The organism is Streptomyces sp. NBC_00637, assembly GCF_045161545.1.
In the GTDB taxonomy this organism is placed as follows: Bacteria; Actinomycetota; Actinomycetes; order Streptomycetales; family Streptomycetaceae; genus Streptomyces.
This window is the reverse complement of sequence record NZ_CP109047.1, coordinates 202,184-219,298: the sequence shown is the minus strand read 5'-3', so window position 1 is coordinate 219,298 and position 17,115 is coordinate 202,184. Positions and strand designations below refer to the sequence as shown.

Below are 17,115 nucleotides of genomic sequence, written 5' to 3'. Positions count from 1 at the left end.
TCGGAGACAGGAGCATCGTGATGCGCTGGGCAGCCGCCCTGACACAGGCTGGGATTACTGATCCGCGACAGCGGCGGGCCTACGACGTCCAGCGCAGGCTCGTGCGAAGGTTCGCCCTCCACGAGTACGTCGCAGCCCGCTTGTTGCTGCCTGCTCAGCTTCACCCGCCCGTCATCGCCGCAGTGGCATACATGCACGCGACCGACGAGCTGATCGACACCGGAGAGGTAGACGCCCGTCAGGCAGCCCTGCAGCACTGGGACGAGGAGACCACCGCCGCGCTCGAAGGGAGCAGGCCACCCGAGAAACCCGTCCTGCTGGCACTCTGGGACATGGCGCGCCGTCACCCGCACATGGCGGCACGGGTGCGGGCCTTCCTCGACGGCGCCGCGGTCGAGGCCAGTTGGACAGGCTTCGACTCCGAGGCTGACTTCCAGGCGTACGTGGACAGCTACTCGCTGCCCGCTCTGATGCTCACCGCCTCGCTGCTCGCCCCCGATCCTGACGCCGGAGCGGACGAGCCGTTCGTGAGGGGGTGCCGGGCCCTGATCGAAGGCTGGCAGCGCTGCGACTTCTTGGCGGACCTGTCCGAGGATGCCGATCAGGGCCGCATCGGCATTCCGCAGGAAGAACTGGACCGGAACGGCCTGAAGTTCGAGGACGTGCGCAGCAAGTCGGAAGCGTGCGTGCCGGCGCTGGAGCAATTGGTCGTCGCACAGGCCGGTCGCGCCGAGGAGGCCCTCGCCGAATGCCGGGCGTTGCCCTCTCTCGTGACGGCCGAGTACCGGCCGTTCCTCGACGCCTTGATCGACGTGCAGGAGCTTCGGCTCCTGGCGGTCAGGCAGGCGGGAGGAAGCCTCCTGCTCCGTGAGGCGGGGCCGGGAACGCCGGCGGCATTGCGAGTCCTGGCCCGTCAGTACCGTCACGCCCAGACCCAGCAGCGCCAGGCCCAGTAGCTCAGTGGCCGACCGCGCTTCGCCCTGCAGGGCAGCGCGCGGTCGCGCTCGCTAGTCGTTCCTTCTGGCGAGGCCTACCGCGCTGCGGAGGATGCCCATGACGCCCTTGCGGCTGCTTGGTGGCAGGGAGCGCATCGTGTCGGTGAGTTCGCGCAGCTCTGGGTCGTCGTCCGGATCCTGTGGCGCCTGTTTCATGGTCTTCGCAGTCGCCAGTACCTGGTGAATGGCGGCATTCAGTTCGCGGGCCAGCTCGTCGCTGCCGGCCGGGCTCCCTCGCAGGGCGACGCGCTCGACCTGGTGCCCTTTCAGCTCCGCAAGCATGCGAGCCTGCTCCAGAACCGGTTCCAGCGCCGCGAGGAGTGCCTCCTCGGGACCGATCGAGAAGAAGCCAGGGACCTTGAAGTGTTTCGCCAGGTCTCTACTGGTCTCGAACCCCGGTTGGCGTTTGCCGTTCAGAAGGTTGCTGATCATCGACCTGTCCACATGCGCGGCCTCCGCCAGTTCAGCGCGCGTGTACTGCCGTCCCTCGGGATGGTGCCGGGTCTCCAAGAGGAACTGCAGGCGGTCTTTGAACGGTGGGTCGACCTCGTTGGGGCTCACGGGCTCGCCCGCGAACAGTTTGCGGATGGTCGACTCGGCGATGCCTGTCTTGTAGGCGAGCCGGTCAAACGGGATCACGTCGAGGGTGTGGCCCAGCCCTTCGAGCTCCGCCCTGACTGCCGCAAGGGCGGCCGCGACGCCCTCCAGCTCGGTGGTGTTCTCCATGAACGGGCGGTCTCCTGCTCTTCGATCGGTAAACCCGCGTTCGCGCGGACAGCAGAGTAGCGCCCGCGGGCGGTATCAACGCCAGAGGGCCGTGACATTTGTAGCTGATGCGAAGGGTTCAGCGAAAGCCGTGGTGACAATTGACACCAGTGGGTTTAGTGCAGCATGATCGCTGCTCGGTGACGGAGTGCCGTCCTCCAACCGGTGGACTGGTTTCACCCTCAGTCACTCACGGTTAGTTGTGTTCGCGTCGCGTCATGGCGGCGTGGACTGCGCCTGGCCCGGTCAAAAGGTTTCCTAGGCCAACAGTGACCGGGCCTGGCGTCATCGCCTCACGGGGAGACGTGGATGAGTGTTACATCATCGTCGACGCCGGCGCAGCATGTTCGCCGGCATCGGTATCCGATCGTACTTGGCACGGCGGCTGCGCTGGGCATGGGCATACTGCTCGCGCCGCATGCGACGGCAGCGGACCGGTGGGGGCCGGGCTACCTGATCCCCGACGGCTCCGGCGTGCCGAACGCCTCCCACATCGGCGCGTACAACGTGCCCGCATCGCAGGTTCTGGCGTACTGCGCAGACCCTGAACTCGCCGGCCCCGACGCCGCCGGCGGCTACGGAAGCGCAACGGCCGTCACCGCCTGGACCTCGAAGGCCACGGGCAAGCAAGCCTCGGCCGCCGACCTTGCCCGGGCCGCGTACGTGCTGTCGAAGTACGGGCAGACCACCTACGACGACCAGGCGGCCGCCGTTGACGCGGTCGTCTACTCCTACCTCGACGCCGGCTCGACCTACGCGCTGCCCGACGGCAAGCGTGCCCTCGAGCGCCTGAGCTACCCGAATGTCGACCCGGCCGCGAAGAAGTGGGCCGGCGGTTACCTCAACGAGGCAGCGATGTTCGCCGGCCCCTACAAGGTCGCCATCGCCTCGGCGGACAGCACCCTCAAGCCCGGAGTGAAGACCTCGGTCACGCTCAGCGTGACCTCTGCCTCGGGTCACGCGCTGCCTGGCATCAAGCTGGACCTGGACGTCTCTGGCGCACGGGCCGAGGCCGGGAGCGTGACCACGAACGCCGACGGCGTCGCCACGACGTCCATCACGCCGTCCGCGGCCGGCACCGTCGACCTCAAGGCCCTGGCCAAGTCCCTGCCGGCCACCCAACTGCGCGCTCTCGCCCCGCGCAACGCGACCGCGCAGCGCCTGCTCCTCGCCGGCGGTACCTCGGCTGCTCAGGCCCAGCTGGAGCTCAAGGCCAAGACCCCCACTGGCGCTCTGGCCGTGACCAAGACCGCGGCGGACACGGGCAAGACCCTCCGTGGTGTGGCCTTCGAGGTCCACGACTCGGCGGGGAAGACGGTGACGTCCGGAACGACCGGCGCCAACGGCGTCTGGCAGGCCGAGGATCTCGAACCCGGCACGTACACCGTGCACGAGGTGCAGGCCGTCGAGGGCTATCAGCTCGCCGCCGATCAGCACGTCACCGTCACCGCGGGCAAGACGGCCGCCGTCGCGGTCAAGGACGTCAGGATCCCGGCGCAGCCGAAGCCGAAGCCCCGCCCGGTGACGATCTCCGTACTGCCGCAGACCGGCGCCTGATCTGCCCGTATCCCTGCGTCATATGTCCCTTCGACGGCCTGACGACGGCGGGAGGCGGCGGCATACACCTGTCGCCGTCCCGCCGTCCTGCCTCAGCCGATCTCACTCGCAGGAACCCCTCATGCACCGCACGAACGCTTCGTCCGACGCCGAATCCCCGCGCGAGTTGCCGACCTCCCGACCCGCCGCGCGCCGCATCACGATCACCGTCGCCGCTGCGGGCGCCCTCAGCCTCGCCGCTCTCGCCTGGTCGCTGAGCGCAAGCCACTCCCCCACCGCCGACGCGGCGACACCGCACCCCACCGCTACCGCGGCCAGCCCCGATCCCCTGACCGGCACCGCCAACCCGAACTCACCCGCCAAAGACCGCACCAGCGAGGCCCGCGCCGCGGCCACCCGCACGCTCAACACCTGGGGCGCGAGCAACCCCACCGCCGAAAAGGGTCACGCCGTCGGCGACACACCCGGCACCGGTCCCGGTGGCCGCATCACGGAGGTGCTGCGGATCCCCGCCCTCGGCAAGGACTGGGCCCAGCCCGTCTACGAAGGCATCACCGACCGGCAACTGCGCGCCGGCGTCGGTCACTTCCCGGGCACCGAACAGCCCGGCCAGATCGGCAACTTCGCCCTCGCCGGCCACCGGTCGGGCGTGAGTGATCCGGCGTTCCGGAACATCGACCGCATCACCAAGGGCGCGACCATCACGGTCACCACCGCCCACCGCGTCACCTACACCTACTCCGTGGCCCGGACCCTCACGGTCAATCCCACCGACGTCGACGTCATCGCGCAGGTTCCCGGCCGACCGGCCGCGACGCCCACCACGGCGAAGCTGACCCTGGTGACCTGCTGGCCCGCCACCGGCCACTCCAAGCGCGTCGTCGTCGAGGCCGACCTCGTCTCAGCTAAGGGCGGTGCCTGATGTCCCGACCCCAAGAGCCGCCGACGGACCCGGAGCACCTCGACACACTGGCCGCCGACCTGCAGGATCTGGCTGCCCAGCAGGCCGCCGCCGACGCAGCAGCAGAGGACGCGGTTTCGGACCAGGACGCGGAGAACGAGTCCACGTCGGTCACCGTGCAGCCGGCCCGGCTCTGGCCGGTCTACAACGAAGACCGGGCGCACCGCGAACTGCTGGCCATGAATATGATCTCCAAGGGTGCCTCTTACCGGCGCGTGCGCGCCGTGACCAAGCTGTCGCCCAAGAACGTCCGGCGCCTCATGGCTCTCGTTGCCGAGGAGGCGCGTTCCCCCGTGGTCGTTCGGAACGTGTGCCGCAATCCCATCCACGAAGGGATGCCCGGCTACCACGGCGTGCCCGGGCAGAGGCCCGGAACTCCTGAGGCCGGCTCCTCTCACGGTTCGGCTCAGTCCGAGCAGGACGAGCCGCTCCAGATGGCCCTCGCCTTCGACTGCTGAACCTCCGGGCGCCCCCGCGCGCCCGGCTGCCCTCTTCAGGCCCGTGCCGCCACGGGTCCCTCTCGCGCACCCAGAACCCTGGATCTCCCTTGTCTACGCCCGTTGCACATCCCGCGTCGTCCGCGCAGACCAGCCCGCGCGCGGCCGATGCCGCTGATTTCACCGTGGCCTCGTCAGGTCAGTGGCTCTGCTCAACCGACGGCCGGATTGCACCCCATGGTGACGCCTGGCTGGAGGCGGTCATCTGGTTCCACGAGCACAGCAAGTACCAGGCCCGCGACCGCGCTCACGGCCCCAGGAGGGTCGGGGACACCACTTTGCGGGTGGCCCGGGCGATGGCGCACTTGAAGGTGTGCCGCCCCGGTGTGGCCCGTCTGATGGAGTGGCTGAAGCTCTCCGAGCGCACCATCCAGTACCACCTGCGCATCCTGCGTGAGACAGGCCTGCTGACGTACGGCTCCAAGGGCACGCGAATCGCCGGCGTCGGTGGTCGCGCCAGTGAGTTCCTGCGCACGATTCCCCGCGTCTTCGACGAGGCCGTGGGGCTGCGCACCGGTCCCTCCGACCGTCTGATCCGCTCGGTCCGCGGGCTCGCTCCCGAAGGCGTTCCGCTGATGAAGAAGCTGTACAAAAAGGCCCGCCGCCCCATCACGAAAAAGCGGACAAAGGTCACCAACCGCCGGGCCGGTAGGCCTACTTCGGGCCGGGCGGGTTGCACCCCAATGGTGGTTGGTACTTCTAGTCTTTCCTCTGCGGGTGATCTCTCCTCCCCCCCTGAGAACGAGCTCGGAGGGATGAAGCAGACCACCACCGAGAAGAGCCCTCGTCGGAAGCTGAACCGCACCGGTCGCCGTTTCCAGCTCGCCGGTGAGCTCATTCAGCGTGTCGGCTGGCTGCACCGCGCCTCCGTGGCGCGGATCGCATGGATCGTCAGGCATGTCGCGGACACGGGCTGGACCGCTGACGAAGTGATCGCCCTGCTGAGCCAGTTGGCACCGGCACAGCGCGTCAACCGGCCCTCCGGGTTCCTCGCTTACCGACTCGGCAGCGCCCACAAGCTCTACGACACCCCGGCCAAGCGAGCGGTGCTCGTCGAAGCCTGGCGTGACTCGTCGCAGGCTGCTGCGCAGCGGCATGCCGAGTGGTCCGGTGAGTGGCAGGCGCCCTCCAGCCGCGCTCTGGCGCGTCAGGTCAAGGAGGCCTTCGCATGCCTGCAGCCTCCGCGCGAGCAGGATCACTCGCTCGCCTCGCTCGCCCTCGATGAGGACGGCCAGGCGGACCTCACCCAGCTCACCCGGGAGGAAGTCATCGACCTTCGCAGCGCAGCCCTTCGGGACCCTGCCCTGGTCGAGACAGCCATCGAGATGTGCGGGGAGGCGTACGCACGGCGCCTGTACACGCACCGCCTGGTCGACCAGGTCCTGCGTCTGCGCGGAACCGACCGGCTCGTGCTGCACGCGGGGGGAGGAACGCGATGAGCGGACCGGAGCCCAGTGGCGCGGACCTGGCTCGCATCGCCCTGCGAGCGGCCCGTCTGGCCGCTCAGAAGCGGGGCGACGAGGGACCCGTCGCCCGCACAGTCCGGCGCGGCAAGCCGGCGGCAGCACGCCGCGACGGCCGGGACCCGATGGCGTTCGGTGAGGCCATCGCCCGGCTGCTCACCGAACGCGGCTGGGAGGAGCCGGCGGCCGCGGGGTCGGTCACGGACCAGTGGGACGAGATCGCCGGCACAAAGCTCGCGGCTCACGTCAGGCCCGTGTCGTACGACCAGGACAGCGGGTGCCTCACCGTCGCCGCGGACTCCACCGCATGGGCCACCCAAGCCCGTCTGGGCAGCGCCGAGTTGATCCGGCGCGCGAACGAGCTGACCGGTCGGCAGGCTATCCGGAAGATCCTGGTTCAGCAGCCCGGCGCCGGCCGCCGAGCGGCCGACCGCTCACCGCGTCCCAGCGCACCCGAAGAGGCTGCCCGGTCGCCCCAGGCCGACCGTCTGGAGCCTGGCGGTCCTCCGACGATGTACCTGCAGGCCCGTGCAGGTCTTCGCCACCGACGTACCGGCCCGGTGCCGCCTGGCCGCGCGGAGGAGACCGACGGACGACCTCCTGACGAAAGCGGGTAGCCGGCCGCCGCATCTGACCGCGAACGGCCCGCACGCGCCGCCCATAACTTCGCACAGAACGGACTTCCGAACATGCTCGACGCGTCCAAATCGATGCCCTCCCACCAGGAGGTCAGGGCTCAACTCCTGAGCCTGGTGCAGCAGCAGCCGTGCGAGGCGACACCGTCGTCGAGTGACGCCGGTGTGACGCGCCTGCTTGCACGCCGTGGCATCCGGCTGCTGCAGGAGGTTCCAGCCGACGGCCAGGACGACAGGCCGGCAGTGCGGCGTACGGCGTCCACCATCACAGACGACGAGCTCGACGACCTCTACAAGCGGCTGGAGCTCCTGGAGGCCGAGATTGCCGAGCTGAGGCGCTCCCCCCGCGGCGGCCAAGGGACGGCCTCGGCATGAGCACCTCTTCACCCGACCCGAAGGTGACTGCGACGACGGCATCAGCTCCTCTGGATGAGGCACCAGGGCCAGCCCGTCATCGCGAACGGACAGCGCTCGGGGCTCTCCTCTGCGGCACCGGATTCTGTGTGACGCTCGCTGCGGCGAGCGGGCGACACGCGCCGCTGTATGTGGCGTGCGGGCTTCTCATCGCAGTCCTGGTCCCCGGCTTCCGCCTCATGCCGCGGCGGCCGTTCGCCGTGTGGGCCACGTGGGGTACCGGTGCCGTGCTGGCGCTGCTGCTGGCCTGGGCCTCACCGATGGGCCGCCCGCTGCTGGTGCCGTGGGCGGGCGTTGAGGGGGCCGTGGGCCTCATCCTGTTCCTGCTGTGGCTTCGGCACCGGGACGGACACCTGGACTGGATCGTCTGCTCCCACGAGGGCGGGGTGCTGCGCTGGGAGTGGAGTCGCCGCGCCGCCGTTCGCTGGGCGCGCTTCGCGTACGAAGGGCCGTGCCTGATCGTCCGCGCTGACACCTTGTCCCCGGAGGTGGCCGCCGAAGTGCCCCTCTACCCGGACAGACAGCTGTCGCTGCGTCTGGTGCCCCGGCCCGGCAGGGACCGCTGAGAACAGACAGCTCCACCCAACCACCTCCACGATCCATCTAAATTCGACTCGTTAAACTTGACATGAAGGCGAGGCTCAGGGAATTTAGAGATGGACGGTCTGTCGTGCCGCTCCAGCCTTAGTGTGGCTTCGACCTCGAGCTCTGGAAGGCTTCTTCATGCCCTTGCCTGCGGCATCAGATCCCGAACGCATGATCTCGGACTGGTTTCTGGCCCATCCGGATGCCGGATCCGACGCCGATGAAGTCATGTTCCTGTCGCAGGTTCGTCAACGTCCGAAGCTTGCTGCACTGTTCACCAGCGCATTTCTGTGTGATGTGCTGTGCGACCTGCACCAGAGGCTTCGCGGGCACTTCCCCCAGGGCGCGTGGCCCCTGTACGCGCTCCTCGGCGAAAACCTGGCCATTCGGGTGCCCCCGACCAGTGCCGGCCTCCCCCAAGGGTCCAGCCCCCTCAACCCGGCCGACGGCCGAAGTGCCCAACTCCTCCAGCTTCTGGCCTTCCACTTGATCGAGCGCAGCCTCGACTCCGTCAGCCCGGTGCAGGCAGTTGCAGCCATCGCCCCCTGGAGGCCGTGGCTCATGCCTGATCAACTCACCGGCACCACAGAGGAGGTACTCCACGACCTGCTGCGGGAGACCTGCGCGCTGGAGTCAACCCCGAACGGCGGGCTCGCGTTCGTACATCCGCTCGTCCGCGACTACTTCGGGGCCCTCTACCTCAGCCAATGGGCAGAGGAGGACGATCGGCGGCTGCTGATGTCGTCCATGGCGCACGAGCCCGCATGGCGCAACGTCATCGGTATGGCCGCGATCCGGCTGAGGCGACCGGACTTCACCGAACTCGCGCACACCCTGGCTGAGCGGGCCGACGCCGAGCCCCACCATGCGCGCGCGCTCGACCTCCTCGTCGCCGACTGCCTTGCGGCAAGGTCCTTTCGGGACCCCGAACTGGACGCGACAGTCAGGGAACGTGCAGAGCGGCATGCTGGGGGAGCGCAGGCCGGCCAAGGGCTCCAGCCGGTGAGAGCCCTGCAGATGCCGCCCGTCGGCTGCGGGCGCGCTTCACTGGATCTCCAGGCTGGACAGGTGACGGTGTGACGGACGCATTCTCGGCTTCACGTGACGCTGATCCTGTAAGCCCGGCGGTTCGCTGGGCCCTGCGCGAGGCTCTGGGCGAGCGCGAGGCTCATGGCCGGCTCCTCCTGGGGGTTCTGGCCCTCGCACAGGGATCCGGGATGCCCATTCACGTATGGAAGGCGGCCGCGTCCGCCGTCGGCCACAGGGTCGCCTATGCCGATCTCGGCTGGGTAGTGAAAGCCGCGGCAGAGTTCCTCGTTGAGGAACTCGACCCCGCCGAGCGGTCTGTCTACCATCTGGGGCACGCCTCGTTCGCCGACGAACTTCGTCCCGAGGCCGTGCCGGACGCGCAGCGGTCGATCACCCTGGCGCTGATGGATCTCAGGGGACGCACCGGTCGAGAGAGCCGCCACGACTGGGCAAACGCCGATCTCTACGTGCGTGATCACCTTGCGACCCATGCAGCAGCAGGCGGCCTCCTCAGCGAACTCGTCACCGACAGGGCGTACCTGGCGGCCGCCGACCCCATCAGGCTTCGCCGGGCCCTCGACACCGACCCGGCGCTGCGGGATCAGATTGTGCCCCTTCTGCGCTCGGGCACCTGACAACGCTGGCGTCGAGACTCCGCAGCGCGCTCCAGAGCTGCGCGCGGAGCGCTCGGTGGTCACTCATCGCAGTCGTGTCACGGTGACGACGGCGTGACGCGTGGTGCCGGCCAGTACTTCAACCACTAGCCCCGGGGCCGCGACGGCGTACGTGTCACCCTCTGACGTTCGGGCCTGCCGCAGGGGAGCCGATGGCGCAAGCCGGGCGGTCAACTGCGTGGCGAGCGGGCCGAGCAGTGTCTGTGACAGCGCCACTCGGCCGTCGGGCAGCCGCAGAGCAAGGTGACGGGGGCGTGTGACCGGTCCTGTGTAGCCGAGAACCTCGGCGTCCACGGTGTGGGCATGCCGCTGCTTGAACCACACCCGGCGGTCGCCCTTGTAGATGGACCGCTCGTGTTTCCAGACCAGCCCTTCCACGCCCTGGGCGCGAAGGGCGTCGTACCAGGTCGCGGCAACGTCGCGGTCGTCGGACGCCGGCACGACCTGTAGCGGTGACGGTGCGAGGTCCTCGAAGAGGTCCAGCAGCAGGGCACGCCGGTCCAGCCAGGGCAGCTGGCGAACGTCGCCGCGGTCGGGGTGCAGCAAGAGATCGAAGGCGGCATACGTGGCCGGATGCTCTGCAGCGAGCGCCCGGGCCCGGGCCGGAGTGGAAGCGCCCCGAGACTGCGCGGCGGAAAAGTCGATGCGGCCGTCCCGGTAGACGACGGCCTCCCCGTCGACCACGGTGCCCGGCCGGAGCCGCATCGCGGCTGTCGCGAGGTCCATCCACTGCGAGGTGACGTCCCTGCCGGTGCGGGACTGCAGGACAACGGTCTCCTCCAACCGCCACACCGCCATCCGATGCCCGTCGAACTTCGGTTCCGCCCACCAGCCAGTCCCGGCCGGCGCTGAAGCCACCGCCTGGGCCAGCGCAAGCGACACGGGAAACTCCACGTCCTCACCTTGCTCCCCACACCACTGCAGTGCACTCCGGCGTGAACACCCACACCGGGCCTACACGCGGCAGGTGATCCATCCAGCAGCGCCCACGGCTGCGGACTCTGTCCACAAGGCGCCCGGAGCAACGTCATGGCCGAGCACTACCCGCTGCACGCCCCGGCGGGCCCACTCCCCCAGCCCGCCGCGACGAACCGAAGGGATCCAACGTGCCCCCGCCCCAGACTCAGCAGCCCTCGCCCACGGCTGTCCTTGCGTCCTCCACCCGCCCGGCCGTTCCGGAGGACCTGCCCGCCATCAACGCCCTCCACAACCGCTGCTCGCTCGCGACCAGGTTCGCGCGCTACCAATGCGCCCGCAGCAGCCTCAAGGAGACCGAGTACCAGCACCTCCTCGACGCCGGCTCCACCTGGGTCACCACCCCGGCCGATTCAGACGAAGTGGTCATCGCCGTCACCCATCTGCTGCACACCAGCACACCGACGGTCCGCGAGCTCGCTCTGCTCATCGACGACGCATGGCAGGGCCAGCAGCTGGGTGGCAGCTTGGCGGACCTCGCGCTGGACGCGGCGCGTGCCGATCCCTCCTGCCACGCCGTCTCGGTTCTGACCGGCGCAACCAACCGGCGGATGCTGCGCATCCTCCGCCGCCGCGGCGCCGTCATCCCCCCGGCGCACGGGCCCACCCTCGACATCACGCTGACCGTGGAGCGATAGCTGTGATCACCACCGCCCCCTTCCAGTCCGGCCCTGCCGAGCTGCAACGTCCCGACGGCGCCCGTCTCGCCTTGTACGTCGATGGCCCGCCCCATCCCGAGCTCGTCATCGTCCTCGCGCACGGCTGGCAAGCCGCCGCCTCGACCTGGGACGAGCTTGTGCGCCAGCTGCCGACCGGCCGCACCCGTGTGGTGCGCTACGACCAGCGCGGTCATGGTGCTTCGTCGCAGGGCCGTGCCCGGCCGTCGACCGCGCTCCTCGCCGACGATCTCAAGGCGGTCATCGCCGCGACTGCCCCCGGCCGGCTGCCGGTTGTCCTGGTGGGGCACTCGATGGGCGGGATGTCCGCGCTGGGGCTGGCGGCGCAGCATCCCCATCTCATCGGGGAGAAGGTTGCTGCTGTCGTTCTGGCTGCCACGACGAGCGGCGGCCTCGACACGTCCGCGCCGGGTCATCCCTTCCCCAGGCGGCTGCGCGGGCTGACCCGGCACACCATGGCCGCGGTCGCCCTGCGGGCACCGCGGCCCGCCGGGTACGTGCGCACGAAGATCCGCCCGCGACCGTACGTGCAGCCGCCCATCGACGTCGCGGCCCTGTGGTTCCAGGCCCTGATGCAGCACGACGTCGCGGGCCGGCTGCGGGCGCTGTCCCGCATTCCGGTGCACATCCTCGTCGGCGAGGCGGACCAGATGATTCCCGCGGTCCACGCGCTGCGACTGGCCGGCGAGATTCCTACCGCGCGCGTCCATGTGGTCCCCGACGGCAGCCACCGGCTCCCGACCCAGCACCCCGAAGCCGTCCTGGCCGCCCTGGAGGAGGCCTGCCTGGCCGCGTTGAGGACGGCACACCCCTGGCGGGCCCTGCTGCGCCGTCGGCGCAGAGCGCTCGCCTCGGCCTGACCGCTGCCGGGAGGCGCCGGCGGCGGCCGCCTGTCCACAGGTGACCTCTTTGAAGATCGTCGCGTCGTCCAGGTTCCTGGGCGACCGGCGCCTACCGCCGGCCTCCTCCTGACTCCGGAGCGCGCGATGTCCCTCGAGACCGCCCCCCTCTCCCCCGACGACAGCCTGCTGCGGACAGCCACGACGCCCGAGCCGGCCCTGTCCGTGCCCTCGCAGGAGCCTCTGGCGATAGGCCGCGCTGCCCATGACGCAGACTCCGACACCGCGGACCTTCACCGTCTCTTCGCCGAGCTGCACAGCCAGCAGCCGCGCATTCTCGGCTTCCCCGGCAACCTGGACTGGGACCTCAGCCGGCAGCTCGGCCCGGGCCTGGGAGTCCTGCTGAACAACGTCGGCGATCCAGACAGCGGCGACCACAGCAACATCCACGTCAAGGCGTACGAGCGGGCCGTCATCGACTTCTTCGCCGAGACAGCCGGCGCCCGAGCGGACGAGGTGTACGGCTACATCACCGCCGGCGGTTCCGAGTCCGTGCTCTACGGGCTCGCCACCGCCCGCCAGGTCCTTCCCCACGCTGCCGTCTACGCCAGCGACCAGGCCCACGACTGCGTCGCCAGGGCTGCCGAGTTGCTGCGCATGAGGCGGGTCGTCGTGCGCTCGCACCCTGACGGCACCACCGACATCGACCACTTGCGTCACGCCGCACGTCACGAACGGGCTGGCGCCGATCTCGCTGGCGGTCCCGGCGCGATCGTCGTGGCGACCGTCGGCACCACGATGCAGGGCGCGGTCGACGACGTCCCCCGCCTGCGGCGCAGCGCGGCCGAGGCCGGGCAGGTCTACGTGCACGTGGACGCAGCCAGTGGCGGCCTTGTAGCCGCGCATGCCCCCTCCCGGCCCGCCTGGGACTTCACCGCCGGGGCCGACTCCCTGTCGATCTCCGGTCACAAGATCCTCGGCTCGCCGCTCGCCTGTGGTGTCGTTCTCAGCCAGCGGCGTCTTACGTGGCACACGCCCGACGCCGAGTACACCGGCGCCGTCAACCACACGCTCGGCTGCTCCCGCAGCGGCCTGGCCGCCCTGGCCCTGTGGGCCCGCCTGCGCTCCCTGGGCCACGAGGGGGTGCGCGGCCTCGTCCGCCGGTGCCTGGACGTCGCGCAGTACGCCACCGAGCGGCTGGAGGATGCGGGCGCGCGACCGCAGCGCTTCCCGGACTCCCTCACCGTCACCTTCGACCGCCCCTCCCCCGCGGTCGTGCGGCGCTATCACCTCGCTCCCGAGGGCATGCGGGCACACATCGTGTGCGTCGGCCACGTGACCCGCCAGGCCGTCGATGCCCTCTGCCGGGACATCACCGCCACCGTCGCCTCCTGACCTGCAGCGCCCGGCAGTCCCCGAACAGCCCGCAGATATCCGCCAGTTCGGCTCAAAGGCCGCTGGGAGGGGCCTGCGTCTGTGTGAACGCCGCACCCGCCCCTTTTACGAACTGCTGTCTCGCACGCTAACCTCAATCGTACGAACGTTCGAATCAGGGAGGGGTCCCGAGGAGCGCGATGACGATGGGCACGAGCGGAGGACGCCATGGAGGGCTTCGCCCACCTGCACGTCGCCTCCGGTTATTCCCAGAGGTACGGCGGCTCCCTGCCCCACGACCTGGTGCAGCGGGCTGCCGAGCGGGGCATCACGACGATGGCACTGACCGACCGGGACACCACCACGGGCGTGGTCCGCTTCGCGAAGGCCTGCGCGGCCGCCGGCGTACGGCCGCTGTTCGGGATAGACCTCGCCGTCGCCCCGTTCGCTCCCCCCAGACGTGAGGCACGCCGCCGCACCCCGGTGCGCGGCGGCGCGTTCATCGCCGAGCCGCCCCTGAGGGTCACTCTGCTGGCCCGCAACAGGACTGGGTGGGCGCGACTGTGCCGGCTGACCTCCGCGGCGCACGCGGCGACCGGCGGCAGCCGGCCGGTGCTGCCGGGCGAGGCGTTGGCCGCGTGGGGCGTCGACGGACTCACGGTGCTGCTCGGCCCGGTGTCGGAACCGGTGCGCGCGCTCGCCGCCGGCCGGCCGGACGTGGCGGAGCGGCTGCTCGCGCCGTGGCGGGAGCTGTGCGGTCCGGCGCTGCGCCTGGAGGTGCTGTGGTACGGGCTGGCGGGCACCGGGCCGGGCTCGCTCCGGCTTGCGGCACGCACGCTGCAGTTGGGCGACCGGCTCGGGATCCCGGTTGTCGTCTCCAATGCCGTGCGGTACGCGGACGCTGATCAGCACCGCCTGGCCGACGTCCTGGATGCCGCCCGGCTGCTGCAGCCGATCGACCGGCGCCGGCTGGACAGCGGCGAGCGCTGGCTGAAGGGACCCGCCGCGATGACCGCTGTCGCCGGCCGGATCGCCGAGGCTGCGGGAGCCGGCCCGGATCGTGCTGCCCGCCTGCTCGCCGACACCGCGCAGACCGCCGCCCAGTGCCAGGTGGACGCGAAGGCCGACCTCGGCCTGGGCCACCCCCACTTCCCGGAGCCCGAGGTCGTGGGCGCCGTCCCCGGCCCCGGCGGTGCCGCACGGCTGCTGCGGGAGCGCTGCGAAGCCGGCATGGTGCGCCGCGGCCTGGACCGTGACCCCGCCGCCATGGAACGACTGGCCGAGGAACTGCAGGTCATCACGCGGCTCGGGTATGAGGGATACTTCCTGGCGGTCGCTCAGGTGGTCGCCGACGCCAGGCAGGAGCTCGGGATCCGGGTGGCCGCCCGCGGGTCCGGGGCGGGCTCCATGGTCAACCACGCCCTGTACATCGCCACGGCGAATCCCTTGAGCCACGGCCTGCTCTTCGAGCGGTTTCTCAGTGAGCGCAGGGCCTCGCTCCCCGACATCGACATCGACGTGGAGTCCGCCAGACGGCTGGAGGTCTACGACCAGATCCTCGCCCGGTTCGGCCCCGAGCGCGTCGCCGTGACCGGCATGCCCGAGACCTACCGCGCCCGCCACGCCCTCCGGGATGCCGGAGCCGCATTGAGTGTTGCGCCAGCCGACATCGACCGCATCGCCAAGTCGTTTCCGCACATCCGAGCGTGCGACATCACCGCGGCCCTCTCCGAGCTGCCGGAGCTGCGCGCGCTGGCCGCCGAGGCCGGCCGGTACGGGCCGCTGTGGGAGCTGGCGGAGGGGCTCGACGGACTGGTCCGAGGCATGGCCATGCACCCGTGCGGTGTGCTGCTGTCCGACGCGAGTCTGCTCGACCGCCTGCCGGTGCAGCCCACGCCAGAAAACAGACTTCCTATGGTTTTGGCCGATAAAGAGGACGTAGAGGATCTAGGCAACCTAAAATTGGATGTTCTGGGCGTTCGTATGCAGTCAACCATGGCGTACGCCGTCCAGGAGATCGGGCGGACGACCGGCCAGGAGGTCGACCTCGACGACGGCGAGCAGGTCCCGCTCGACGATTTCTGGGCGTTCAAAATAATCCAAAATAGTGACACAATAGGACTTTTTCAACTGGAGAGTCCTGGCCAGCGAGACCTGGTGGGCAGGCTGCAGCCGCGTACCCCGCAGGACGTGATCGCCGACATCTCCCTGTTCCGTCCCGGCCCCGTCGCCTCGGGCATGCCCGAACGTTTCATCGCCGCACGTCACGGCGCCGCGCCCGAGGTCCTGCACCCGGACCTCGAACCCGTCCTGCGGGACACGTATCAAGTGGTGATCTGGCACGAGCAGATCCTGCGCATCCTCGAAGTGCTGACCGGATGCGACCTGGCCCTGGCGGAACTGGCCCGCCGCGCGCTCGGCGACAAGGACCGCCTGCCGAAGGTCCGAGCCTGGTTCCTGCGCGAGGCCCAGGCACGCGGATACGAACGTGCCGTCCTGGACAAGGTCTGGAACGTCCTCGAGGCCTTCGGCGCCTACGGCTTCTGCAGAGCGCACGCCGTGGCGTTCGCGGTGCCGGCTCTTCAATCGGCGTGGCTCAAGGCCCACCACGCGGCCGCGTTCTACGCCGGGCTGCTGGAGTATGACCCTGGCATGTGGCCGCGCCGGGTGATCATCGCGGACGCGCGCCGGCACAACGTGCCGGTCCTGCCCGTCGACGTCAACCACTCCCAGGTCAGCCACCGGGTGGAGGCCACCGGCGACGGAACTCTCGGCGTGCGGCTGGCCCTCACCACCCTCAAGGGCATCGCCGCCGGCGAAGCGGAACGGATCGCCACCGCCCAGCCGTACACCTCGCTCCAGGACCTGTGGCAGCGCGCCCGCCCGTCCCGGCCCACCGCCGAGCGCCTGGCCGAGGTCGGCGCTCTCGACGCGCTGCGCGGCCCGCTCACCCGACGTGACCTTCTGCTGCAGATCACTGAACTCCACCGCCATCAGCGCATCCGGCCCGGAGACGGACAGCTCGCCCTCGGCGGCACCCTGACCACAGCCGAGCCGAGCGGACTGCCCGAGATGACCGACCGGGAGGCCCTCGGCGCCGAGCTGTCGGTCCTGTCCGCCGACGTCTCCCGCCACCTCATGGAGCACCATCACCGCCTGCTGCGTGAGATCGGCGCCGTCGACGCCGCCCACCTGCAGAACCTGCACGCCGGCCAGCCCGTTCTCGTCGCCGGTGTCCGGTCCTCCACCCAGACTCCGCCCCTGGCCTCCGGCAGGCGCGTGATCTTCTTGAGCCTGGAGGACGGCTCAGGCATGGTCGACGTGGCCTTCTTCGACGACTCCCACGCCGCCTGCGCGCACACCGTCTTCCACTCGGGGCTGCTCCTCGTACGCGGCAGTGTGCAGCGCCGCGGCCCGCGCCGCACCGTGGTCGGCGCCATGGTCTGGGACCTGGACCAGCTCGCCGCCGTGCGCCGCGACGAAGGCCCCGAAGCAGCCCTGCGCATCCTCGGCCGCAGCCAGCCGCAGCCCACCCCGCCGCAACCGCCGCAGTACACCCTGGCCAACGGCACCGCCGGCGCGCGCCTTCACCCCTTTGCGGATCTCGAGCCCCCAGGGACCCGGTCGGCAGACCTCACCACGCTCGGCTACACCAGCCCCGGAAGCGCCGGGTGA

The 17,115-nt window shown here is 70.2% G+C and carries 16 protein-coding genes; 14 read left to right on the top strand and 2 right to left on the bottom strand.

The annotated features are described in order from the left end of the window. Positions 1–20 precede the first annotated feature (20 nt). Positions 21–956, top strand: coding sequence for a squalene/phytoene synthase family protein (locus OG440_RS38980; protein ID WP_331753003.1), 936 nt, complete (start codon positions 21–23; stop codon positions 954–956). Between the two features lie 51 nt (positions 957–1,007). Here OG440_RS38980 and OG440_RS38975 read toward each other — a convergent pair whose 3' ends face one another. Further along, positions 1,008–1,721, bottom strand: a complete 714-nt coding sequence (locus OG440_RS38975) for a helix-turn-helix transcriptional regulator (protein ID WP_331753001.1) — start codon at positions 1,719–1,721, stop codon at positions 1,008–1,010. A gap of 435 nt (positions 1,722–2,156) precedes the next feature. On the opposite strand from OG440_RS38975, the gene OG440_RS38970 reads away from it, so the two are divergent. The 9 genes from OG440_RS38970 to OG440_RS38930 all read left to right on the top strand — a co-directional run bounded on the left by OG440_RS38970 (position 2,157) and on the right by OG440_RS38930 (position 9,536). Next, entirely contained in the window at positions 2,157–3,317 is a 1,161-nt protein-coding gene (locus OG440_RS38970; RefSeq protein ID WP_406011612.1) for a collagen binding domain-containing protein, read from the top strand. Between the two features lie 121 nt (positions 3,318–3,438). Continuing rightward, positions 3,439–4,239 carry a sortase gene (locus OG440_RS38965; RefSeq protein ID WP_331752997.1) on the top strand — a complete coding sequence of 267 codons (801 nt, stop codon included), beginning with the start codon at positions 3,439–3,441 and terminating at the stop codon, positions 4,237–4,239. Further along, positions 4,239–4,736: a hypothetical protein gene (locus tag OG440_RS38960; RefSeq protein ID WP_331752995.1), complete on the top strand. Its 498-nt coding sequence runs from the start codon at positions 4,239–4,241 to the stop codon at positions 4,734–4,736. The genes OG440_RS38965 and OG440_RS38960 overlap by 1 nt, the downstream gene beginning before the upstream one ends. 89 nt (positions 4,737–4,825) lie before the next feature. Then, positions 4,826–6,214, top strand: coding sequence for a transcriptional regulator (locus OG440_RS38955; protein ID WP_331752993.1), 1,389 nt, complete (start codon positions 4,826–4,828; stop codon positions 6,212–6,214). Beyond that, positions 6,211–6,855: a DUF721 domain-containing protein gene (locus OG440_RS38950; RefSeq protein WP_331752991.1), complete on the top strand. Its 645-nt coding sequence runs from the start codon at positions 6,211–6,213 to the stop codon at positions 6,853–6,855. Before OG440_RS38955 ends, OG440_RS38950 begins: the two co-directional genes overlap by 4 nt. 72 nt (positions 6,856–6,927) lie before the next feature. Beyond that, complete coding sequence (locus tag OG440_RS38945) at positions 6,928–7,248, top strand: hypothetical protein (RefSeq protein WP_406011611.1); 321 nt, start codon at positions 6,928–6,930, stop codon at positions 7,246–7,248. A 128-nt stretch (positions 7,249–7,376) separates the two neighbouring features. Continuing rightward, complete coding sequence (locus OG440_RS38940) at positions 7,377–7,853, top strand: hypothetical protein (RefSeq protein ID WP_331752988.1); 477 nt, start codon at positions 7,377–7,379, stop codon at positions 7,851–7,853. Between the two features lie 190 nt (positions 7,854–8,043). Then, positions 8,044–8,952 carry a hypothetical protein gene (locus OG440_RS38935; RefSeq protein WP_406011610.1) on the top strand — a complete coding sequence of 303 codons (909 nt, stop codon included), beginning with the start codon at positions 8,044–8,046 and terminating at the stop codon, positions 8,950–8,952. Between the two features lie 137 nt (positions 8,953–9,089). Then, positions 9,090–9,536, top strand: coding sequence for a hypothetical protein (locus tag OG440_RS38930; protein ID WP_331752984.1), 447 nt, complete (start codon positions 9,090–9,092; stop codon positions 9,534–9,536). A 63-nt stretch (positions 9,537–9,599) separates the two neighbouring features. On the opposite strand, the gene OG440_RS38925 is transcribed toward OG440_RS38930, so the two are convergent. Next, positions 9,600–10,469, bottom strand: coding sequence for an RNA ligase family protein (locus OG440_RS38925; protein ID WP_331752983.1), 870 nt, complete (start codon positions 10,467–10,469; stop codon positions 9,600–9,602). A 212-nt stretch (positions 10,470–10,681) separates the two neighbouring features. Between OG440_RS38925 and OG440_RS38920 the strand changes: the two genes are divergently transcribed. The 4 genes from OG440_RS38920 to OG440_RS38905 all read left to right on the top strand — a co-directional run bounded on the left by OG440_RS38920 (position 10,682) and on the right by OG440_RS38905 (position 17,115). Continuing rightward, positions 10,682–11,188: a GNAT family N-acetyltransferase gene (locus OG440_RS38920; protein WP_331752981.1), complete on the top strand. Its 507-nt coding sequence runs from the start codon at positions 10,682–10,684 to the stop codon at positions 11,186–11,188. Positions 11,189–11,190: 2 nt separating this feature from the next. Next, positions 11,191–12,087, top strand: coding sequence for an alpha/beta hydrolase (locus OG440_RS38915; protein ID WP_331752979.1), 897 nt, complete (start codon positions 11,191–11,193; stop codon positions 12,085–12,087). Positions 12,088–12,213: 126 nt separating this feature from the next. Further along, on the top strand, positions 12,214–13,461 hold the full coding sequence (locus tag OG440_RS38910; protein ID WP_331752977.1) for an aminotransferase class V-fold PLP-dependent enzyme: 1,248 nt from the start codon (positions 12,214–12,216) through the stop codon (positions 13,459–13,461). Positions 13,462–13,668: 207 nt separating this feature from the next. After that, positions 13,669–17,115: a DNA polymerase III subunit alpha gene (locus OG440_RS38905; protein ID WP_331752975.1), complete on the top strand. Its 3,447-nt coding sequence runs from the start codon at positions 13,669–13,671 to the stop codon at positions 17,113–17,115.

Coding starts and splice junctions, on each gene's coding strand:
- OG440_RS38970 (WP_406011612.1), top strand. CDS start 2,157: ATGGGCATACTGCTCGCGCCGCATGCGACGGCAGCGGACCGGTGGGGG.
- OG440_RS38930 (WP_331752984.1), top strand. CDS start 9,090: ATGCCCATTCACGTATGGAAGGCGGCCGCGTCCGCCGTCGGCCACAGG.
- OG440_RS38910 (WP_331752977.1), top strand. CDS start 12,214: ATGTCCCTCGAGACCGCCCCCCTCTCCCCCGACGACAGCCTGCTGCGG.
- OG440_RS38950 (WP_331752991.1), top strand. CDS start 6,211: ATGAGCGGACCGGAGCCCAGTGGCGCGGACCTGGCTCGCATCGCCCTG.
- OG440_RS38935 (WP_406011610.1), top strand. CDS start 8,044: ATGATCTCGGACTGGTTTCTGGCCCATCCGGATGCCGGATCCGACGCC.
- OG440_RS38945 (WP_406011611.1), top strand. CDS start 6,928: ATGCTCGACGCGTCCAAATCGATGCCCTCCCACCAGGAGGTCAGGGCT.
- OG440_RS38980 (WP_331753003.1), top strand. CDS start 21: ATGCGCTGGGCAGCCGCCCTGACACAGGCTGGGATTACTGATCCGCGA.
- OG440_RS38975 (WP_331753001.1), bottom strand. CDS start 1,721: ATGGAGAACACCACCGAGCTGGAGGGCGTCGCGGCCGCCCTTGCGGCA.
- OG440_RS38960 (WP_331752995.1), top strand. CDS start 4,239: ATGTCCCGACCCCAAGAGCCGCCGACGGACCCGGAGCACCTCGACACA.
- OG440_RS38905 (WP_331752975.1), top strand. CDS start 13,669: ATGGAGGGCTTCGCCCACCTGCACGTCGCCTCCGGTTATTCCCAGAGG.
- OG440_RS38965 (WP_331752997.1), top strand. CDS start 3,439: ATGCACCGCACGAACGCTTCGTCCGACGCCGAATCCCCGCGCGAGTTG.